Raw genomic sequence first — 16873 nt, forward strand, 5'->3', positions numbered from 1 at the left:
GAAAAATACAAGCGTTCATGCTTGAAGTTTAGCAAAATAAATAGCACCATTTTTATAGTTTTAGTTATGTAACGTTGAAGATTTGATGGATTTGGCATTTTAAAAAGATAAATGACGAATCCGTTTATTTTTAATCTTTCAAATACTTTTTTGGGGAGCTGAACTCATTATTGAGTTTAGGCGAATGTGAAAAAACGATGATACTCATGCCTCTGGTCAGAACTTGGTGGAAAGATCCAGTGTTTAGCAGTGCGTTGCTTGCCGCAGGCATTCTGCATTTGATCGTGCTGACACTGGAATTTGGTATGCCGCAAGATCGGGATACCAGTACCAAAGAAATCGCGGTCAGCTTGCGCCAGACTGATGAAAAAATTGAGCATGCTGATTTTCTGGCCCAAACGGACCAGCAGGGTTCCGGCCAGTTTAGAGAAGCTCATCGCATGTCGAGTGATATGCCATCGCCGTTAATGGAGCAACATGCAGGCGAAGAACTGCAAGAAAGTCTGGATATGCTGCAACAGCAACAGGAACTCAGTTTTGAAGAAAAAGTCCTGATGACCACCTTGAGCTGGCAAAAGCAGGCGGAAGAAAATCAGCGTAAAAAAATGCAGGAGCAATTACAGAGCCAGTTTCAGGCCAAAGCGGCCATGGTCGCCAGTCTGGAAGCGCAATATTTACAGCGTCAGCAAAATTTCAGTCGTCAGCAAAAAATTAAGACTGTAGATGGGATTCAGTCCAAGCAGGATGTTTCGGCCGCCTATCTGGAAAAGTTCCGTGAAAAAGTGGAATTTTATGGCAACCGCTACTATCCGGAAGCAGCCAAGCAGCAGAATCTGGCAGGTGAAGTGCGTTTGATGGTGATCCTGAATCAGAATGGGGGGATTCGTGCCATTCGACTGATTGACAGTTCAGGACATGCCATGTTGGATGAAGCAGCTAAATCCTCCGTGCGTAAGGCAGCACCATTTGGTGCTTTCGACAGTAAAATGAAAGAAATTTCCGAACTGCGAGTGATTCGTACCTGGCGTTTTGACCCGGCAGAAGCGGAGTTTGAAGTGCGTTAAAGTTGATATTTACCAAGACCTCTCCCTAACCCACTCCTAATAAGGAGAGGGAACTATATCTATAATGTTTAACAATCATAGGATTCTAATGAATGTTCTCCCTCCCTCTGGGAGGGAGTTAGAGGGAGGGCAACTTTCAATAAAAAAAAGCGAGCCTTGGCCCGCTTTTTTTATGAAGAAATTTTAGTTCTGTTCCAGATAGGGATTTTCAAAACCTAGCTTGGCCAGAATCTCGATTTCAATACCTTCCATTTCTTCAGCATCTTCATCCGAGGTTTCATGGTCATAGCCCATTAGGTGTAAAGTGCCATGTACCAGCATATGGGTGAAATGCGTCAAGGGTACTTTTTGCTGTTCAAGTGCTTCAGTCAGTACCACGGGAATGCAGATCACCAGATCACCAATGGGAAATGCATCCAGAAACTGCGCCATTTCGTCTGGAAGTTCACTTGGGAAAGACAGGACATTGGTCGGTTTGTCTTTGCCTCGATATTCCAAATTCAGTTTATGACTTTCGTCATTATCAACACAGGCAATTCCAATTTCGCAATCACTTTGAGTGCCGATATGACGTAAAGTGGTTTCTACAACTTTTTTAATATAGGCTCGTTTCAGTACCAGTTCAGGTGACTGAAAGTCCTGTTGTAAGGAAAGACTAAGTTTCAACACAAATCCTTAAGTTTAAAGCTTAATGCTGTGCGTCTGCCGCAGCATCATTTTCAGCGATCAAGGCATCCTGACGTGCTTTACGTTCGGCACGTGCTTCAGCACTTAAACGCTGCTGTTCACTGTCCCAGCCTTCGTAGGCTTCAACAATTTTCTGTACAAGTTGATGACGTACTACATCACGCGAATGAAAACGGGTGATATGAATTTCAGGAATTTTATCAATCACACGCAAGGCATGTGACAGGCCGGATTGCTGACCACGCGGTAAATCCACCTGAGTTACGTCGCCCGTAATCACGGCACGTGAGCCAAAACCTAAACGGGTCAGGAACATCTTCATCTGTTCGGGGGTGGTGTTCTGCGCTTCATCTAGAATCACGAAAGAATGATTCAGGGTACGGCCACGCATATAGGCAAGGGGGGCCACTTCAATCACCTGACGTTCGATCAGCTTGGCCACTTTTTCAAATCCAAGCATTTCATACAGCGCATCATACAAGGGACGTAAATAAGGATCGATTTTCTGGGTTAAGTCCCCCGGCAAGAAACCAAGTTTTTCACCGGCTTCAACCGCAGGACGAACCAGCAAGATCCGCTGAATTTCATTACGCTCCAGCATATCGACCGCAGCTGCAACGGCGAGGTAGGTTTTACCTGTACCCGCAGGGCCAATACCAAAAGAAATATCACTTTGCAGAATGCGCTGTACATAACGTTTCTGGTTAGCACCACGCGGGTTGATCCGGCCTTTACGGGTTTGTAGCCAGACGTTGTCCAGCCCCGTGTGTTCCTGATCATCCAGATCTTGCTGAAGTTCACGGTCAGTCTGGCTGCCCTGAATCATCAGATGTAAAGTATCTGCACTAATCTGCTGACTATGTTCAGATTCTTCATGAAGACGTTGCAAGAGCATTTCGGCTCTCTCAACGGCATCGATTCCACCATCAATAATAAAACTTTCTCCACGATGGGAGATTTTGACGTCTAAACGTTGTTCAATTTGCTTCAAATGGCCGTTATAGGCACCTAACATGGCTTGTATACGGTCCATCGAAATTCCAGGAAAAGCTACTGTACGTCGAATCGCTGCAGTCAAGAGTGTTCCTTATGAAGTGTGCGTTATATGCTCTACATTACGCCACGTCAGGCTCAAGATTCAAGAGCTCACCGTAAACTAAATTCAAAGTTTTAATTTCGGTAATTTCAATCTCGGCAAAGCGACCTACCCAGGCAGGGTCACCAATAAAGTTGACATAACGGGTATTGTCCGCTGTACCGACCAGAATGTTCGGATCTTTATCAGAAACTTTTTCGATCAGTACACGCTGGATGGTTCCGAGCATGGCATCCGTCTTGTCAATGCTTGAACGCTTAATCCATTGCTGAACTTTGGCCAGACGTTCTTTTTTCACATCTTCAGAGATCGTATCTTCTAGTTCTGCCGCAGGCGTACCCGGGCGTTTTGAATAGATAAAACTATAAGAATGATCAAAATCCAGATCTTTGATGAATTGATAGGTCTCTTCAAAGTTCTCATCTGTTTCACCCGGGAAGCCAATGATAAAGTCTGAAGATAAATGCATGTCAGGGCGAACTGCACGTAACTTTTTAATTTTTTCGATATAGACATCGATGGTGTGGTTACGCTTCATCGCTTGTAACACATCATTGGAGCCGCTTTGTACCGGCAGATGCAGATGCGAAACCATTTGTGGCAGATCATGATAGCATTGGATCAGGTCGTCATTAAATTCCAGTGGATGCGAGGTGGTATAACGAATACGGCCAATGCCCGGAATATCTGCAACCAAACGTAACAGATCGGCAAAAGTACAGATATTGCCTTCAAAAGTTTCACCACGGTAGCCATTTACGTTCTGACCTAAAAGCGAAATTTCACGCACGCCTTTTTCTGCCAGACCCGCGATTTCAGCGAGCACATCATCCAGTGGACGAGAAACTTCTTCACCACGCGTATACGGCACCACGCAGAAAGAACAGTATTTGGAACAGCCTTCCATGATCGAGACAAAGGCTTTATAGCCTTCAACACGCGGTTCTGGCAGAAAGTCGAATTTCTCGATGTCCGGGAAGGAAATATCCACCAGTTTGATTTTTTCTTTTTTTGGCTTTTCGATCTGCTCAAAATGCTGGTCCAGCATTTGTGGTAAACGGTGCAGCGTTTGTGGACCGAAAATCATATCGACATAATTGGCACGTTTCTGGATGTTGTCGCCTTCCTGAGAAGCCACACAACCCCCAACACCAATAATCAGATCAGGATTTTTATCTTTAAGCTTGCGCCAGCGACCCAGCTCAGAGAATACTTTCTCCTGGGCTTTTTCACGGATCGAGCAGGTATTCATCAGTAGAATATCGGCATCTTTAGGATCGGTGGTCAGCACATAGCCATGAGAATCGCCTAACAGGTCTGCCATACGGTGACTGTCGTACTCATTCATCTGACACCCTTGTGTTTCGATGTACAGTTTTTTGACTGAAGCATCGCTAACTGGGGTGTGCGCTGGCTGGGTAACAGTGTTTTCTGAGGCAGCTGGGGCACCATTCGGAATGAAGGTTTGAACCGTCATGTAGGCTCCTACAAGGTAATACGTTGAAAGAGTGAACGAACAGCCTGATTGATGCATCAAACAGGTGAATAAAAATTCAATTCACGGACTGAAATCTTGGAAAGGCGCATATTTTAGCAGGAAAGTCGCTTAAACTTATAGCCCAAATTAACTGTGGAAAAATATTGATTTATGGGCAAAAATTGTCTGTAGATTAATATTGCTTAATCATAAGGTTACATAACTGAACAATAGAGTTGGTTATAATCTTCAAACTAGCTCTTATGATATGCAACATGGGCAAAGCACAAAATCGATGATAGAAGGCAAAGGGATGTTGAAACACACTAAAACTATGTATAAATACTATAAATTAATTACTTTAAGTGTGGCATGTATCTGTTCAGCGAGTACACAGGCAGCAGAAGAGCAATTTAATGATGCCTTGCGTGCAGCCAATGCAGGTAATACTGAACTGTTACAGCAATATCGTCTGTCTATGCAGAATGATGCCTTGGGCTATTATCCGGAATACTGGATTTTAAACCAGAATCTTGCCATGCAGCCTGTTAGCCAGATTATCAGCTTTGCCCAGCGTTACCCTCAATCTGCGATGGCTGAAAAGCTGGCAGCGGACTATGTCGAAGAAAAAGTAAAAATGGCAGACTTTGGCACTGCCCAACCGGTATTGCCTTATGTGACCAATGCTGATCCTGCCGAAGCCTGTGCAGTGGCACAAGTCCGTGCCAAAGCTGGCGATGAACTGGTCTATGCTGAATTTAAAGAGGTCTGGCTGACGACGAATAACCAACCGGATTCTTGTACCGGTCTTGGCCGGATGATGCTTTCCAGTCCACTCATGACAGCAGAAGACCGTCAGCAGCGACTCTGGGGACAACTTCGTGCCGGACAGTCAGGTCAGGCCATTGCGACAGCGCAAGGCATTGGCCTGAATTTGTCATTGGCACAATTGAACTCGATTCAGGCCAATCCCACCAGTTATTTGTGGTCTGCACCTAAAAGCAGTGCTGCCGAACATGCCTATCTGATCTATGCACTGGGTCGTCTGGCAGATACTGATCTGGACTCGGCCTTATCCATTGTCAAACGTACCGCAGAAGGCACACCTGCATCTGTACAACGCGCCTTATATCGTGCTGTCGGTTATATCGGTGGTACCACAGTGATGAAAAACAACTTCAATCGGGAAGTGTTGAATGCGCTAGATGCCAGCTATGGCCTGCCATTTAGCCCGGAAGAAGCCGAAATTTATGCACGTCAGGCCATCCGTTTTAGTGCTTGGGAAAGCCTGATTCGTGCCATTGATAGCATGAGTGTTAACCAAAAGCAGGAAGACCGTTGGCAATATTGGCTGGCGCGTGCCAGCGAACAACGTACTGATCGTGCTTCCAAACAGGCAGCAGAAAGTATTTATCGTAAGCTGGCGACCGGAGATGACTATCACAATCTTCTGGCACGCGACAAGCTGGGGCAGGTGACTGCGAGTACACCAAATCCAGCGCAGCCATCCAATCAGGCTATGCAGCGCTTGAATCAGGATATTCATTTCCGCCGTGCTTTCACCTTACGTAATATCAGCGCCCCGGAGAACTATATTAACCGGGAATGGAACTGGGCAGTGCGTCAGGCTTATCTAAAGAAGGATGATGACCTGTTGCTGGCCGCGGCAAAACGTGCCATGGATATGGGCTGGTATGATCGTGCCATTTATGCCGCTGACCGTACCGCGAACAAACATAATTATAACTATCGTTATCCAATGCCACATCAGAATTACGTGGTCAGCCATAGTCGCAATGCGGGGATTGATCCGGCCTGGGCCTATGGTTTGATGCGTCAAGAAAGTCGTTTCAATACCGTCGCACGTTCACATGTCGGGGCGGGTGGTCTAATGCAGATTATGCCGGATACGGCCAAGTTGGTGGCGCGTCAAATGGGTGAGGCTTATAATCCGGCAGCACTCACCGATATGAATACCAATATTCGCTACGGAACATTCTATTTATCTACCATTCAGCGTCAGCTCAGCAATAGTCCAGTTCTGGCAACAGCAGGCTATAATGCCGGACCAAACCGTGCCCGCCGCTGGCAGCCAGAATTTCAGGGAATGGCCGCAGATCAATATACTGAAAGTATTCCTTTACTTGAAACCCGAGATTATGTGAAACATGTCATGACCAATGCCACGCATTACGGTATCTTGTTGGGACAGGGGGCACAGTCAGTGGGTAAACGCATGCAACTGATACCATTACGTAATACACAATAAAATTAAAATTATTGGGGGATGGTGATTTATTCATGAAAATAATGAAGGATCGTCGAGTCTGGGCTGGATCGGTTACGCTTGTATTTTTGGCCAGCAGTCCGGCAGCGTTTGCTGCGCCGACAGACTATGTCATGGATGTACAAATGGTCCCGGCCCTATGTAGTCTGTATCCGGAATATGCCAAGAAACGAAAATGTCTGGAAGGTTATTCGCTGAATATCTCCGGCTTATATCCTCAGACCACATCACAAAATTGCACGACCAATAGCTCTGCGAAACTGTCACCACTGCAGTCCAAGGTAGTGGCCAGGATCATGCCGGATGACAATACCCGGACAATTTTATGGCGTAATATCGGTGGCTGCGTGCCGATGAATGCTAGTCAATATTTCCGCACGATTATCAATTATGCAGATCGTCTGAAAGTGCCCGCAGAACTGACAGAACAGGAAAATATTACGATTTCTGTCGATACATTGCGGGCCAAATTCCTGAAAATTAATCCGCAATTACCGGGCAATGGCTTGCGATTCAACTGCCAGCAGACCCAGTCAGCCAGCGTACTTACCTCGATCAAGGTCTGTTATCGCCCGAATGGCAATTACAAATCCTGTCCTGCCAACATTATTAATACATGCCCAAAAACTGTCACAATAAAAGGAACATACTGAGCTTTTTTGCCGATTTAATTTATATTTCCTATCAGACTTTAGGTGAAATCCGTCCTCTTTTATATGCATCTGGCAAAGGATTGGAGTACAATCTTTCGCGTTTACGATTATTAGATTAAATACTAACTATTTAATCGCATTGAATATCCTCAATTGGAGATAATTAGATGAAGCAAGCAGTTCGTGTTGCCGTTACTGGCGCTGCAGGTCAAATTGGTTACAGCCTATTATTCCGTATCGCAAGCGGCGAAATGCTAGGTAAAGATCAACCAGTGATTTTGCAATTGCTCGAAGTTCCTTTTGAGAAAGCTCAGCAAGCGCTTAAAGGCGTAATGATGGAGCTTCAAGATTGTGCATTCCCATTACTAGAAGACATGATCGGTACTGATGATCCTAAAGTTGCATTTAAAGATGCTGACTACGCGCTTCTAGTTGGTTCACGTCCACGTGGTCCAGGTATGGAACGTGCTGACCTGCTTAAAGTGAACGGTGAAATCTTCATTGGTCAAGGTCAAGCATTGAACGAAGTTGCGAGCCGTGACGTTAAAGTTCTAGTTGTTGGTAACCCTGCAAACACGAATGCTTACATCGCAATGAAATCTGCTCCAGATCTTCCAGCGAAAAACTTCACTGCAATGTTACGTCTTGACCACAACCGTGCTGCATCTCAAATTGCTGCTAAAACTGGTAAAGCGGTTAAAGACATCAAAAATCTTACAGTTTGGGGTAACCACTCTCCAACCATGTATGCCGACTACCGTTTTGCAACAATTAACGGCGAAAGCGTTAAAGACATGATCAACGACCAAGAATGGAATGCAAATACATTCCTTCCGACTGTTGGTAAACGTGGTGCTGCGATTATCGAAGCACGTGGTTTGTCTTCTGCTGCTTCTGCTGCTAACGCTGCAATCGACCATATGCGCGATTGGGCTCTTGGTACAAACGGCGAATGGGTAACTATGGGTATTCCTTCTGACGGTTCTTACGGTATTCCTGAAGGCGTAATGTTCGGTTTCCCTGTAACGACTGAAAACGGTGAATACAAAATCGTTCAAGGTCTAGAAATCGACGAATTCAGTCAAGAGCGTATCAACTTCACGTTGAATGAACTTGAAGAAGAGCGCGCAGCAATTGCTGACATGCTTAAATAATTTGATCTTTTCAGATTAAGTTGAAAAAGCACTCCATTTGGGGTGCTTTTTTTATATCACTCACTTTAATCAACAAAAAATAACAAGCTGTGAAGGAGAGACAACTGAGTTTTCGCTATGAGCCATCTAAGGTAGAGACAAGATTATAGATAAAAAACAATGGAGGTTCTGATGTTAGAGCAACGCCCCACCTTCGAACTTTTCTTTGAACAATTGGGTCTGGATTCGAGTCCGGAAGCGATTGACGAGTTTATTAGCACGCATCAAATTGGTATGGATGTACCACTGCATAAAGCTCCTTTTTGGAGCAAATCACAGCATGACTTTCTGATCAGTCACTGGAAGAAAGATGATGACTGGGCCATTTTTGTTGATGTATTAAATGAACAATTACATATTGAGGCGGAGGGCTCCGGTTCCTGTGACATACCCGGCCATAAATCAACCTAAGAATTCCAATCTCAACACGCTCATAATTTAACGCTACGATGGAGGCTCTTTATGCTTACGGAACAACAGTTAACTTTAGAATTATTATTTGAACAATTGGGTTTGCCTTCTGATGAAGCCTCAATTACTCAATTTACCCATACCCATCAATTGCCATCTGAAGTGGCATTACCGGATGCTGAATTCTGGAGTGAGGGACAAAGTGCCTTCCTGCGTGAACATTGGCACCAAGATGATGAGTGGATTGTCATTATTGACAAGTTAAATCAGCTTTTACATGTGGAAAGTGACAAGCAGAGCACTTAAATGCATTCGTACAAAAAGAAACAACAAACCTAGTCAAATGACTAGGTTTTTTTTGTCTTATCTTATAAGTTAGATCTATAAATAATTACAATTTATCTGATATAAGGAGGGCGCGATGCTCGCAAAGAACCAACCATCCTTAGAGCTCTTGTTTTCTCAGCTCGGTCTCGCCAATAGTCCTGCGGCTATTGAATTGTATATACGTACCCATCAACTGCCAGCAGGGCTGTCCTTGCACGATGCGCCGTTTTGGAATAAAGCCCAACGTTCATTGTTGATCAGCCATTTGGTACAAGATGATGATTGGGCAATTTGGGTCGATGAACTGAATCAGCAACTGCACATGGACGCTTATAGACGTCAACTTGCTTGATCATTTTTCCTATATTTTCTGATATTTAAAATAAGATGATATAGCTTGTATTAAAAAACGCCTCATTTGAGGCGTTTTTGTTCTTTGGCTTAATGCATTTTGCTTTTTAATATTTTGTTAAACCATTCGTGCTGACGATAATCATTAAATGCATGATGCTGCTGTAATAATTCCAGCTCAAATTCGGCAGTGGTGGTGTACTTACCTAACCAGTGGCGGGTCAGGGCCGGCTCATTTTTACTGGCACTGGCATAGGCCAGAAAGAAATAAATGTCCCCATGTTCATAACTGGCCATTGGCTTTAAAATTTGCTGAGTAATCAGGGCGAAATGGTGCTCTTTGGTCAATTCAAAAAACATCATATAAGCCTTGGCCAGATGCAAAGATAGGTTGATATACATGCGCAGCGGCATTTCTTCAAATTCTACCCGGCCTTGTTCCAGCAACACTACGGCTTCTTGCAGGAAATGTCGCTGTTCCTGACGCAGTTCACTTAAAGTCACCAGCTGTAAACGAAGATCAGCACGTTCAAGCGTTAATTCCGGCGTATTGCCTTTTAAATACAATTGGTCAGTTTCACCCAGACGTTGAATAATCTGTTTGGTCGTTAATCGCATCAACGCAATCCTCATTTCTCAATAATGGCTATATGAGGTTAAAAATTAAAATTTAAAGCGGCATTGCGTCTTAGAGTAGTGAGGTATCACTTCTTAGCCAGGCGGTAATGGATAGGCGTTGCTGTTTAGAGATTAAAACTTCATGTAATAAATCGCTCTGGAACAGCGCCATTCGGTTCGGTTTTGGCTGGATAATATGCCACTGGCCATGTTTGTCCTGCAGGCGTAGTTCACCGCCCCAGTCCGTCTGCCATTGTCCATGTAAATAATACACACTGGAAATCATCCGGCCATTTTTATCTTGAGGATTGTCGCGGTGCAGGGTATAGAACTCACCCGCGTGATAGCAAGCGAAATGTGCTTCGACATCTTTGATGCCTAAATAAAACGCGCGGTTTAAAATTTGAGAAAATTGTTGAAGGGTTTGAATATGTCGGTGGGAAATTTGAAATTCAGGTTGTAACCAAAGAATATGATCACTACGGATGTTGTTAACGACACCATTTTGAATGGCTGCATTACGAAATTCGTTTAAGTGGCTTAAGCATTCTTGACTCACTGCATGTTGATATTCGCTAGAGTAAGCATCGTCAACAATACTAAAGCCATGTTGATCTAAATCATCTAAGATTTGATCAACATTCCAATCCCCTGGGATGATAACTGCTTCCATTTTTTCAATTCTCGATAGTGTGATAAAAAAAGGTCCGCTATTTTAGTGCAATAATCGTTTCTGAACGAAATAGTTTTTCATGTTAAAATAGCAATTGATCTTAGGAATAATTGAAACATGAATTACCGTCACTCTTACCACGCAGGCAACTTTGCCGATGTCATGAAGCACGTTTTATTGCTTCAGTTGTTGACTCGACTGAATGCAAAAGACAAACCTTATCGCTATGTAGATACACATGGTGGTGCAGGTAAGTATGATTTGTCGACTGCCGAAGCGCAAAAATCAGGTGAGTTTTTAAACGGTATTCATCGTCTGGTTAAGCTTGATGATTCGATCAAGCGTAATGCACCTGAAGGCGTACAACAATATTTGAAAATTGTTGAAAATATGCGTGAAAACTTTGGTAAGGGTGCTTATCCGGGTTCACCGTGGTTTGCGCTAGAAGGCATGCGTGAGATTGATAAAGCGACCATTTTTGAAATGCAGCGTGATGTGTTCCAGCAACTTCGTCATAATATTTTTGACAAGCGTGCAGGTTTGCATGAGCGTGATGCATACGAAGGTCTTTTAGCAGTCATTCCACCAAAAGAAAAACGTGGTCTGGTGATGATCGATCCACCGTATGAGCTGGAGCGTAAAGATTTTCCGCAGTTGGTAGAACTGCTAGTTGCTGCTTATAAGAAATGGCCGACAGGTGTATTCGCCGTTTGGTATCCAATTAAAGACCGTGCCATGATTGAACGCTTTGAGAAGAAAATGTTCAAGACCGGTATCCGCCGTCAACTGGTTTGTGAAGTCTGTGTATGGCCGGATGATACTCCAGTGGGCTTGAACGGTTGTGGTTTGCTGGTGATTAACCCGCCTTGGAAATTCTCTGAAGATGCAGATGAAGCACTACAGTGGTTATTCCCGCATCTTCGCATGAGTGAAAATGGTGGTCACGCTGCAGTTCGCTGGTTAGTGGGCGAGTAATTTTTTTAAAGATCAGGTCATAGCTAGGATCGACAAGAATGACAAATATAAGCAAACCGGAACGCGACTCTTCAACTGAAGTGCCTTTTGATGGCATCACCTTTGAGGTGGAAGAAGAGGAGCATACCCAGGAAGGGCAAAAAGTTAAGCGTCGAGGCATCTATCTATGGCCGAACCTGATTACAACGGCAGCGTTGTTGTCAGGTTTCTACTCGATTATTGCCAGTATGAATGGGGATTTTCAGCAAGCCATTTATGCGATTTTTATTGCGGCATTACTGGATGGATTGGATGGTCGTGTAGCACGTGCGATTGGCGCACAAAGTCCGTTTGGCGAACAGTTCGATTCTCTTTCTGACATGCTGGCTTTTGGTGTGGCTCCCGCTATTTTGATGTATAGCTGGGGCTTGAGTGATTTGGGCCGTATTGGTCTGGCGGCTTGTTTTGTTTATACCGCATGTGCTGCGTTCCGTCTGGCACGTTTCAATGTACAGATTGGTGTGGTCGATAAACGTTATTTTATCGGTGTGGCAAGTCCTCTGGCTGCCATCATGATTGTATCATTAGTCTGGGTCGGTCTGGATTTTCCAGAAATCTTTGATATTCGTGAACCTTCTCTTCAGGTCATTAATGCAGTGGTCATTATTGCGGTGGGCTTGTTGATGATTTCCAATATCAAATATTATTCATTCAAAACAGTAGAACGTAAACGGGTTCCATTTTTTGTCCTACCAATTGCCGTATTCGTCTTTGCAGCGATGACTTATAATATTCCTGTCGGTATTCTGGTCATTTCTATTCTCTATGCCTTGTCTGGTTTCGTGACCACCTTTATGGCAAAAAGATCGAGTACATTATAAAAAAGATAAGGAGTCTGAAATGCGGTTTCTTCAAGATTTTCTAGATCGTTCGAAACAGCTGAATCAGACTCCTACTGTTTCGCGCTATCCTGCCTATCATGGCCCTACCTCAAAATATAAAATTATTCATCAAGGATTAATGATCCCCGGACTTCCGGCACCGCTCTATTATTTAAACTTTCTGAGTATTATCGGGCAACCCAATGCCCCCATGCTGGCAAACCCCAGTGCAATTGAAACCACAGCCCTGGATACCACCACCGTGATTTGCAGTTCGAGTCCGCATATGGTGGGGCAATTGCATCACTATTCGGTCAAGCAGGACTGTCATTTTAAATCGGGTCTGTTTCAGTTTCTGGATCGGGAGCAATTGAGTGGAAGTTTTCCAAATTTTCGTTTGCAGCGTTTTGACTCGGAACTCAGTTTTGATTTAAATATTCAAACCACTCAACTGATTTCTCATTTTACCCAAATGCGGTTTTCCTTGGCAGATCACTGGTCTTTGCTGTGTCATTGTCAGGGAACAGTGAATTATAAAGCGCAGCAGTATACGATCGATAGTCTGGGAAGCTTTGAATACGCCCGGAGTTTTAACTTTCCCTATCTGCCTTTGGCTTTCCTGACTTATCAAATTATTAATCTCAGTGAAAACCGGCAACTGTTGTTGGCACAAATTCGGGATGGTTTTAATCGTATTGTTCAGTCGCGGATATATCTTCGTGATTTAAAAAACATGCGGACCCAAATGTTCGATCGCAAAGTTTATTTTAAAGTTCATCGTGTTTATCCGCGTGTTACGACACCCAATCGACAAAGTATGTATTTGCCGCGCGAATTTGAATGGTGTTATGAAAATGCAGACGGTACTTGTATCTGGGTACAAGGTCAAAGTCGTGGAGATTTTAAATTTGGCCTGGCAGCGGGCTATGTAGGAAGTTTTAGTTATCAAGTAAAAATAAATGAAGAAACCGAAAGTGGGGAGGGGGGCTATTGTGAATACATAGATTGCCGGCCTTTACGCTTTCAGGAACAGAATAAAACTGAAAAAGATTAAGTCATTTATCCAATTCAGTCCCTTTACTGCTCAAGAAATGAAGAAAATTGCGATTTTTGTAGAATAAATAAACAGTCGTGGCATTTTTGCCGAATTATTTAAAAATAGGGGTTGTATTGGGTTGGGAATCCTGTAGAATGCACATCCATCGGCGGTGATGAAGATTAAAACTTCTGATAAAACAGTGACTTAGTTAAGTTTGATTGAGTTGGGTTTTATTTGATAAGTTTAAAAATAATCTGAATTACTGGTTGACTTTCTAGAGATAGAGAGTAATATAGCCGACCTAGCTTGCTGGTGACGAATTAGCAAGAAGATCATTAAGAGATTATGAAGAACAACTTGTGTGGATTTTTACTGGTTGATCGATCGAAATTATTTTCATTGATTGATGGTAGAAATTACTCGAAGTTTATTTGAGAAATATTTGTCAGAAAATTGATGAGCCAAGATTGGCACCCTTTAAGGTGCTACATAGTATTAAACTGAAGAGTTTGATCATGGCTCAGATTGAACGCTGGCGGCAGGCTTAACACATGCAAGTCGAGCGGGGAAATGTAGCTTGCTACATTACCTAGCGGCGGACGGGTGAGTAATGCTTAGGAATCTGCCTATTAGTGGGGGACAACATCTCGAAAGGGATGCTAATACCGCATACGTCCTACGGGAGAAAGCAGGGGACCTTCGGGCCTTGCGCTAATAGATGAGCCTAAGTCGGATTAGCTAGTTGGTGGGGTAAAGGCCTACCAAGGCGACGATCTGTAGCGGGTCTGAGAGGATGATCCGCCACACTGGGACTGAGACACGGCCCAGACTCCTACGGGAGGCAGCAGTGGGGAATATTGGACAATGGGGGGAACCCTGATCCAGCCATGCCGCGTGTGTGAAGAAGGCCTTTTGGTTGTAAAGCACTTTAAGCGAGGAGGAGGCTACCGAGATTAATACTCTTGGATAGTGGACGTTACTCGCAGAATAAGCACCGGCTAACTCTGTGCCAGCAGCCGCGGTAATACAGAGGGTGCAAGCGTTAATCGGATTTACTGGGCGTAAAGCGCGCGTAGGTGGCCAATTAAGTCAAATGTGAAATCCCCGAGCTTAACTTGGGAATTGCATTCGATACTGGTTGGCTAGAGTATGGGAGAGGATGGTAGAATTCCAGGTGTAGCGGTGAAATGCGTAGAGATCTGGAGGAATACCGATGGCGAAGGCAGCCATCTGGCCTAATACTGACACTGAGGTGCGAAAGCATGGGGAGCAAACAGGATTAGATACCCTGGTAGTCCATGCCGTAAACGATGTCTACTAGCCGTTGGGGTCTTTGAGGCTTTAGTGGCGCAGCTAACGCGATAAGTAGACCGCCTGGGGAGTACGGTCGCAAGACTAAAACTCAAATGAATTGACGGGGGCCCGCACAAGCGGTGGAGCATGTGGTTTAATTCGATGCAACGCGAAGAACCTTACCTGGTCTTGACATAGTAAGAACTTTCCAGAGATGGATTGGTGCCTTCGGGAACTTACATACAGGTGCTGCATGGCTGTCGTCAGCTCGTGTCGTGAGATGTTGGGTTAAGTCCCGCAACGAGCGCAACCCTTTTCCTTATTTGCCAGCGGGTTAAGCCGGGAACTTTAAGGATACTGCCAGTGACAAACTGGAGGAAGGCGGGGACGACGTCAAGTCATCATGGCCCTTACGACCAGGGCTACACACGTGCTACAATGGTCGGTACAAAGGGTTGCTACCACGCGAGTGGATGCTAATCTCAAAAAGCCGATCGTAGTCCGGATTGGAGTCTGCAACTCGACTCCATGAAGTCGGAATCGCTAGTAATCGCGGATCAGAATGCCGCGGTGAATACGTTCCCGGGCCTTGTACACACCGCCCGTCACACCATGGGAGTTTGTTGCACCAGAAGTAGGTAGTCTAACCTTAGGGGGGACGCTTACCACGGTGTGGCAGATGACTGGGGTGAAGTCGTAACAAGGTAGCCGTAGGGGAACCTGCGGCTGGATCACCTCCTTAACGAAAGATTGACGATTGGTAAGAATCCACAACAAGTTGTTCTTCATACGATGTATCTGAGGGTCTGTAGCTCAGTTGGTTAGAGCACACGCTTGATAAGCGTGGGGTCACAAGTTCAAGTCTTGTCAGACCCACCAAATCTGACTAACGAAGCATGAAAGTGCTGAAGCAAACAGAACGGAACGATACATTGACTTATTGATAAGCTGGGGACTTAGCTTAGTTGGTAGAGCGCCTGCTTTGCACGCAGGAGGTCAGGAGTTCGACTCTCCTAGTCTCCACCATACTTCATATCGTAATGCATAAAGCAAAGCTATAATGCTATCACTTGAAAGTTAACAAAAGCTACGTTAGACATAGTAATCAATACAGTATTGATTGTTAGTTTAGTCCTTAAGCGATCAAGTGTTTAGATCCTAGAGATTAACAAGTACAAGCGTTATGATACGCGCACTTGATAACCTCTGTGATTTATCACAGTTTCCTGACCTGACGAAGGCTGGAAAAATCATTAACAGAATATATTTGAGTTGAAATAATTTGTTCATACTCATGACTGACATTAACACTAGCAGTGATTTATTACTGTGATGTGAAGATGAAAGAAATGAGTTACTAGCGAAATTAACTGAATCAAGCGTTTTGGTATATGAATCTAATTGAAGCTGTACGGTGCTTAAGTGCACAAACGCCAACTGTATGAGCGTGATGAGAGATCATCACAATCTGTTGCTTATCCTACTTGTAAGGATAAACGACTGTTTGGGGTTGTATAGTCAAGTAATTAAGTGCATGTGGTGGATGCCTTGGCAGTCAGAGGCGATGAAAGACGTGATAGCCTGCGAAAAGCTCCGGGGAGGCGGCAAATATCCTGTGATCCGGAGATGTCTGAATGGGGAAACCCACTTACCATAAGGTAGGTATTGCAACATGAATACATAGTGTTGCAAGGCGAACGAGGGGAAGTGAAACATCTCAGTACCCTTAGGAAAAGAAATCAATTGAGATTCCCTCAGTAGCGGCGAGCGAAAGGGGAAGAGCCCATTAAGTCATATAAGTTCTAGTGGAACGCTCTGGGAAGTGCGACCGTAGACGGTGATAGTCCTGTACACGAAAGGGCTTATATG

General features: G+C 44.3%; 14 protein-coding genes, 2 tRNA genes, 2 rRNA genes and 1 pseudogene. 14 read left to right on the forward strand and 5 right to left on the reverse strand.

All coding sequences use genetic code 11. The features are described from left to right. Positions 1 to 206: 206 nt before the first annotated feature. Complete coding sequence (locus tag ACNPNW_RS09190) at positions 207 to 1064, forward strand: energy transducer TonB (RefSeq protein ID WP_171066348.1); 858 nt, start codon at positions 207 to 209, stop codon at positions 1062 to 1064. Between the two features lie 183 nt (positions 1065 to 1247). Here the strand turns inward: ACNPNW_RS09190 and ybeY are convergent, their stop codons facing one another. The 3 genes from ybeY to miaB are packed head-to-tail and all read right to left on the reverse strand — an operon-like array spanning position 1248 to position 4324. After that, entirely contained in the window at positions 1248 to 1730 is a 483-nt protein-coding gene (gene ybeY / locus ACNPNW_RS09195; protein ID WP_420938123.1) for an rRNA maturation RNase YbeY, read from the reverse strand. 22 nt (positions 1731 to 1752) lie between these two features. Continuing rightward, positions 1753 to 2829 (reverse strand): PhoH family protein, encoded by a 1077-nt coding sequence (locus tag ACNPNW_RS09200; protein ID WP_004732214.1) that lies wholly within the window; start codon positions 2827 to 2829, stop codon positions 1753 to 1755. Between the two features lie 37 nt (positions 2830 to 2866). Continuing rightward, positions 2867 to 4324 (reverse strand): tRNA (N6-isopentenyl adenosine(37)-C2)-methylthiotransferase MiaB, encoded by a 1458-nt coding sequence (gene miaB, locus ACNPNW_RS09205; RefSeq protein ID WP_004732212.1) that lies wholly within the window; start codon positions 4322 to 4324, stop codon positions 2867 to 2869. 334 nt (positions 4325 to 4658) lie between these two features. On the opposite strand from miaB, the gene ACNPNW_RS09210 reads away from it, so the two are divergent. From ACNPNW_RS09210 to ACNPNW_RS09235, 6 genes are all read left to right on the forward strand, one after another. After that, positions 4659 to 6593, forward strand: coding sequence for a lytic transglycosylase domain-containing protein (locus tag ACNPNW_RS09210; protein ID WP_420938128.1), 1935 nt, complete (start codon positions 4659 to 4661; stop codon positions 6591 to 6593). A 32-nt stretch (positions 6594 to 6625) separates the two neighbouring features. After that, positions 6626 to 7264: a ribonuclease T2 family protein gene (locus ACNPNW_RS09215; RefSeq protein ID WP_039902525.1), complete on the forward strand. Its 639-nt coding sequence runs from the start codon at positions 6626 to 6628 to the stop codon at positions 7262 to 7264. A 167-nt stretch (positions 7265 to 7431) separates the two neighbouring features. Continuing rightward, complete coding sequence (locus ACNPNW_RS09220; protein ID WP_004645103.1) at positions 7432 to 8418, forward strand: malate dehydrogenase; 987 nt, start codon at positions 7432 to 7434, stop codon at positions 8416 to 8418. A gap of 171 nt (positions 8419 to 8589) precedes the next feature. Continuing rightward, positions 8590 to 8868, forward strand: coding sequence for a DUF2789 family protein (locus ACNPNW_RS09225; protein WP_420938124.1), 279 nt, complete (start codon positions 8590 to 8592; stop codon positions 8866 to 8868). A 51-nt stretch (positions 8869 to 8919) separates the two neighbouring features. Then, positions 8920 to 9174, forward strand: a complete 255-nt coding sequence (locus ACNPNW_RS09230) for a DUF2789 family protein (protein ID WP_420938125.1) — start codon at positions 8920 to 8922, stop codon at positions 9172 to 9174. Between the two features lie 115 nt (positions 9175 to 9289). After that, the gene (locus ACNPNW_RS09235; RefSeq protein ID WP_420938126.1) at positions 9290 to 9547 is read left to right on the forward strand and encodes a DUF2789 family protein; all 258 of its coding nucleotides are present in this window, start codon (positions 9290 to 9292) and stop codon (positions 9545 to 9547) included. An 89-nt stretch (positions 9548 to 9636) separates the two neighbouring features. On the opposite strand, the gene ACNPNW_RS09240 is transcribed toward ACNPNW_RS09235, so the two are convergent. Together ACNPNW_RS09240 and ACNPNW_RS09245 are read right to left on the reverse strand one after the other, a co-directional pair. Then, complete coding sequence (locus tag ACNPNW_RS09240) at positions 9637 to 10164, reverse strand: hypothetical protein (protein ID WP_004281425.1); 528 nt, start codon at positions 10162 to 10164, stop codon at positions 9637 to 9639. Positions 10165 to 10234: 70 nt separating this feature from the next. Further along, positions 10235 to 10837 (reverse strand): 2OG-Fe(II) oxygenase, encoded by a 603-nt coding sequence (locus ACNPNW_RS09245; RefSeq protein WP_005249951.1) that lies wholly within the window; start codon positions 10835 to 10837, stop codon positions 10235 to 10237. Between the two features lie 117 nt (positions 10838 to 10954). On the opposite strand from ACNPNW_RS09245, the gene ACNPNW_RS09250 reads away from it, so the two are divergent. The 7 genes and pseudogenes from ACNPNW_RS09250 to ACNPNW_RS09280 form a co-directional block, all read left to right on the forward strand. Continuing rightward, positions 10955 to 11812: a 23S rRNA (adenine(2030)-N(6))-methyltransferase RlmJ gene (locus tag ACNPNW_RS09250; RefSeq protein ID WP_004732197.1), complete on the forward strand. Its 858-nt coding sequence runs from the start codon at positions 10955 to 10957 to the stop codon at positions 11810 to 11812. Positions 11813 to 11850: 38 nt separating this feature from the next. Next, entirely contained in the window at positions 11851 to 12672 is an 822-nt protein-coding gene (pssA, locus tag ACNPNW_RS09255) for a CDP-diacylglycerol--serine O-phosphatidyltransferase (RefSeq protein WP_005108642.1), read from the forward strand. A gap of 19 nt (positions 12673 to 12691) precedes the next feature. Next, positions 12692 to 13767 (forward strand): annotated as a pseudogene (locus ACNPNW_RS09260) (DUF6670 family protein). 441 nt (positions 13768 to 14208) lie between these two features. Continuing rightward, positions 14209 to 15746: ribosomal RNA gene (locus tag ACNPNW_RS09265) — 16S ribosomal RNA — on the forward strand. 60 nt (positions 15747 to 15806) lie between these two features. Continuing rightward, positions 15807 to 15883: transfer RNA gene (locus tag ACNPNW_RS09270), tRNA-Ile, on the forward strand. Between the two features lie 71 nt (positions 15884 to 15954). Further along, a tRNA-Ala gene (locus ACNPNW_RS09275) sits at positions 15955 to 16030 on the forward strand. Positions 16031 to 16520: 490 nt separating this feature from the next. Further along, positions 16521 to 16873 (forward strand): 23S ribosomal RNA (locus ACNPNW_RS09280); the annotation flags it as partial.

Source organism: Acinetobacter endophylla (genome assembly GCF_053543775.1).

What these genes read in the sequence shown, in the direction of transcription:
- ACNPNW_RS09190 (WP_171066348.1), top strand. Translation starts at nt 207, where the DNA reads ATGCCTCTGGTCAGAACTTGGTGGAAAGATCCAGTGTTTAGCAGTGCG.
- miaB (WP_004732212.1), bottom strand. Translation starts at nt 4,324, where the DNA reads ATGACGGTTCAAACCTTCATTCCGAATGGTGCCCCAGCTGCCTCAGAA.
- ACNPNW_RS09210 (WP_420938128.1), top strand. Translation starts at nt 4,659, where the DNA reads ATGTATAAATACTATAAATTAATTACTTTAAGTGTGGCATGTATCTGT.
- ACNPNW_RS09215 (WP_039902525.1), top strand. Translation starts at nt 6,626, where the DNA reads ATGAAAATAATGAAGGATCGTCGAGTCTGGGCTGGATCGGTTACGCTT.
- ACNPNW_RS09220 (WP_004645103.1), top strand. Translation starts at nt 7,432, where the DNA reads ATGAAGCAAGCAGTTCGTGTTGCCGTTACTGGCGCTGCAGGTCAAATT.
- ACNPNW_RS09225 (WP_420938124.1), top strand. Translation starts at nt 8,590, where the DNA reads ATGTTAGAGCAACGCCCCACCTTCGAACTTTTCTTTGAACAATTGGGT.
- ACNPNW_RS09230 (WP_420938125.1), top strand. Translation starts at nt 8,920, where the DNA reads ATGCTTACGGAACAACAGTTAACTTTAGAATTATTATTTGAACAATTG.
- ACNPNW_RS09235 (WP_420938126.1), top strand. Translation starts at nt 9,290, where the DNA reads ATGCTCGCAAAGAACCAACCATCCTTAGAGCTCTTGTTTTCTCAGCTC.
- ACNPNW_RS09240 (WP_004281425.1), bottom strand. Translation starts at nt 10,164, where the DNA reads ATGCGATTAACGACCAAACAGATTATTCAACGTCTGGGTGAAACTGAC.
- ACNPNW_RS09245 (WP_005249951.1), bottom strand. Translation starts at nt 10,837, where the DNA reads ATGGAAGCAGTTATCATCCCAGGGGATTGGAATGTTGATCAAATCTTA.
- ACNPNW_RS09250 (WP_004732197.1), top strand. Translation starts at nt 10,955, where the DNA reads ATGAATTACCGTCACTCTTACCACGCAGGCAACTTTGCCGATGTCATG.
- pssA (WP_005108642.1), top strand. Translation starts at nt 11,851, where the DNA reads ATGACAAATATAAGCAAACCGGAACGCGACTCTTCAACTGAAGTGCCT.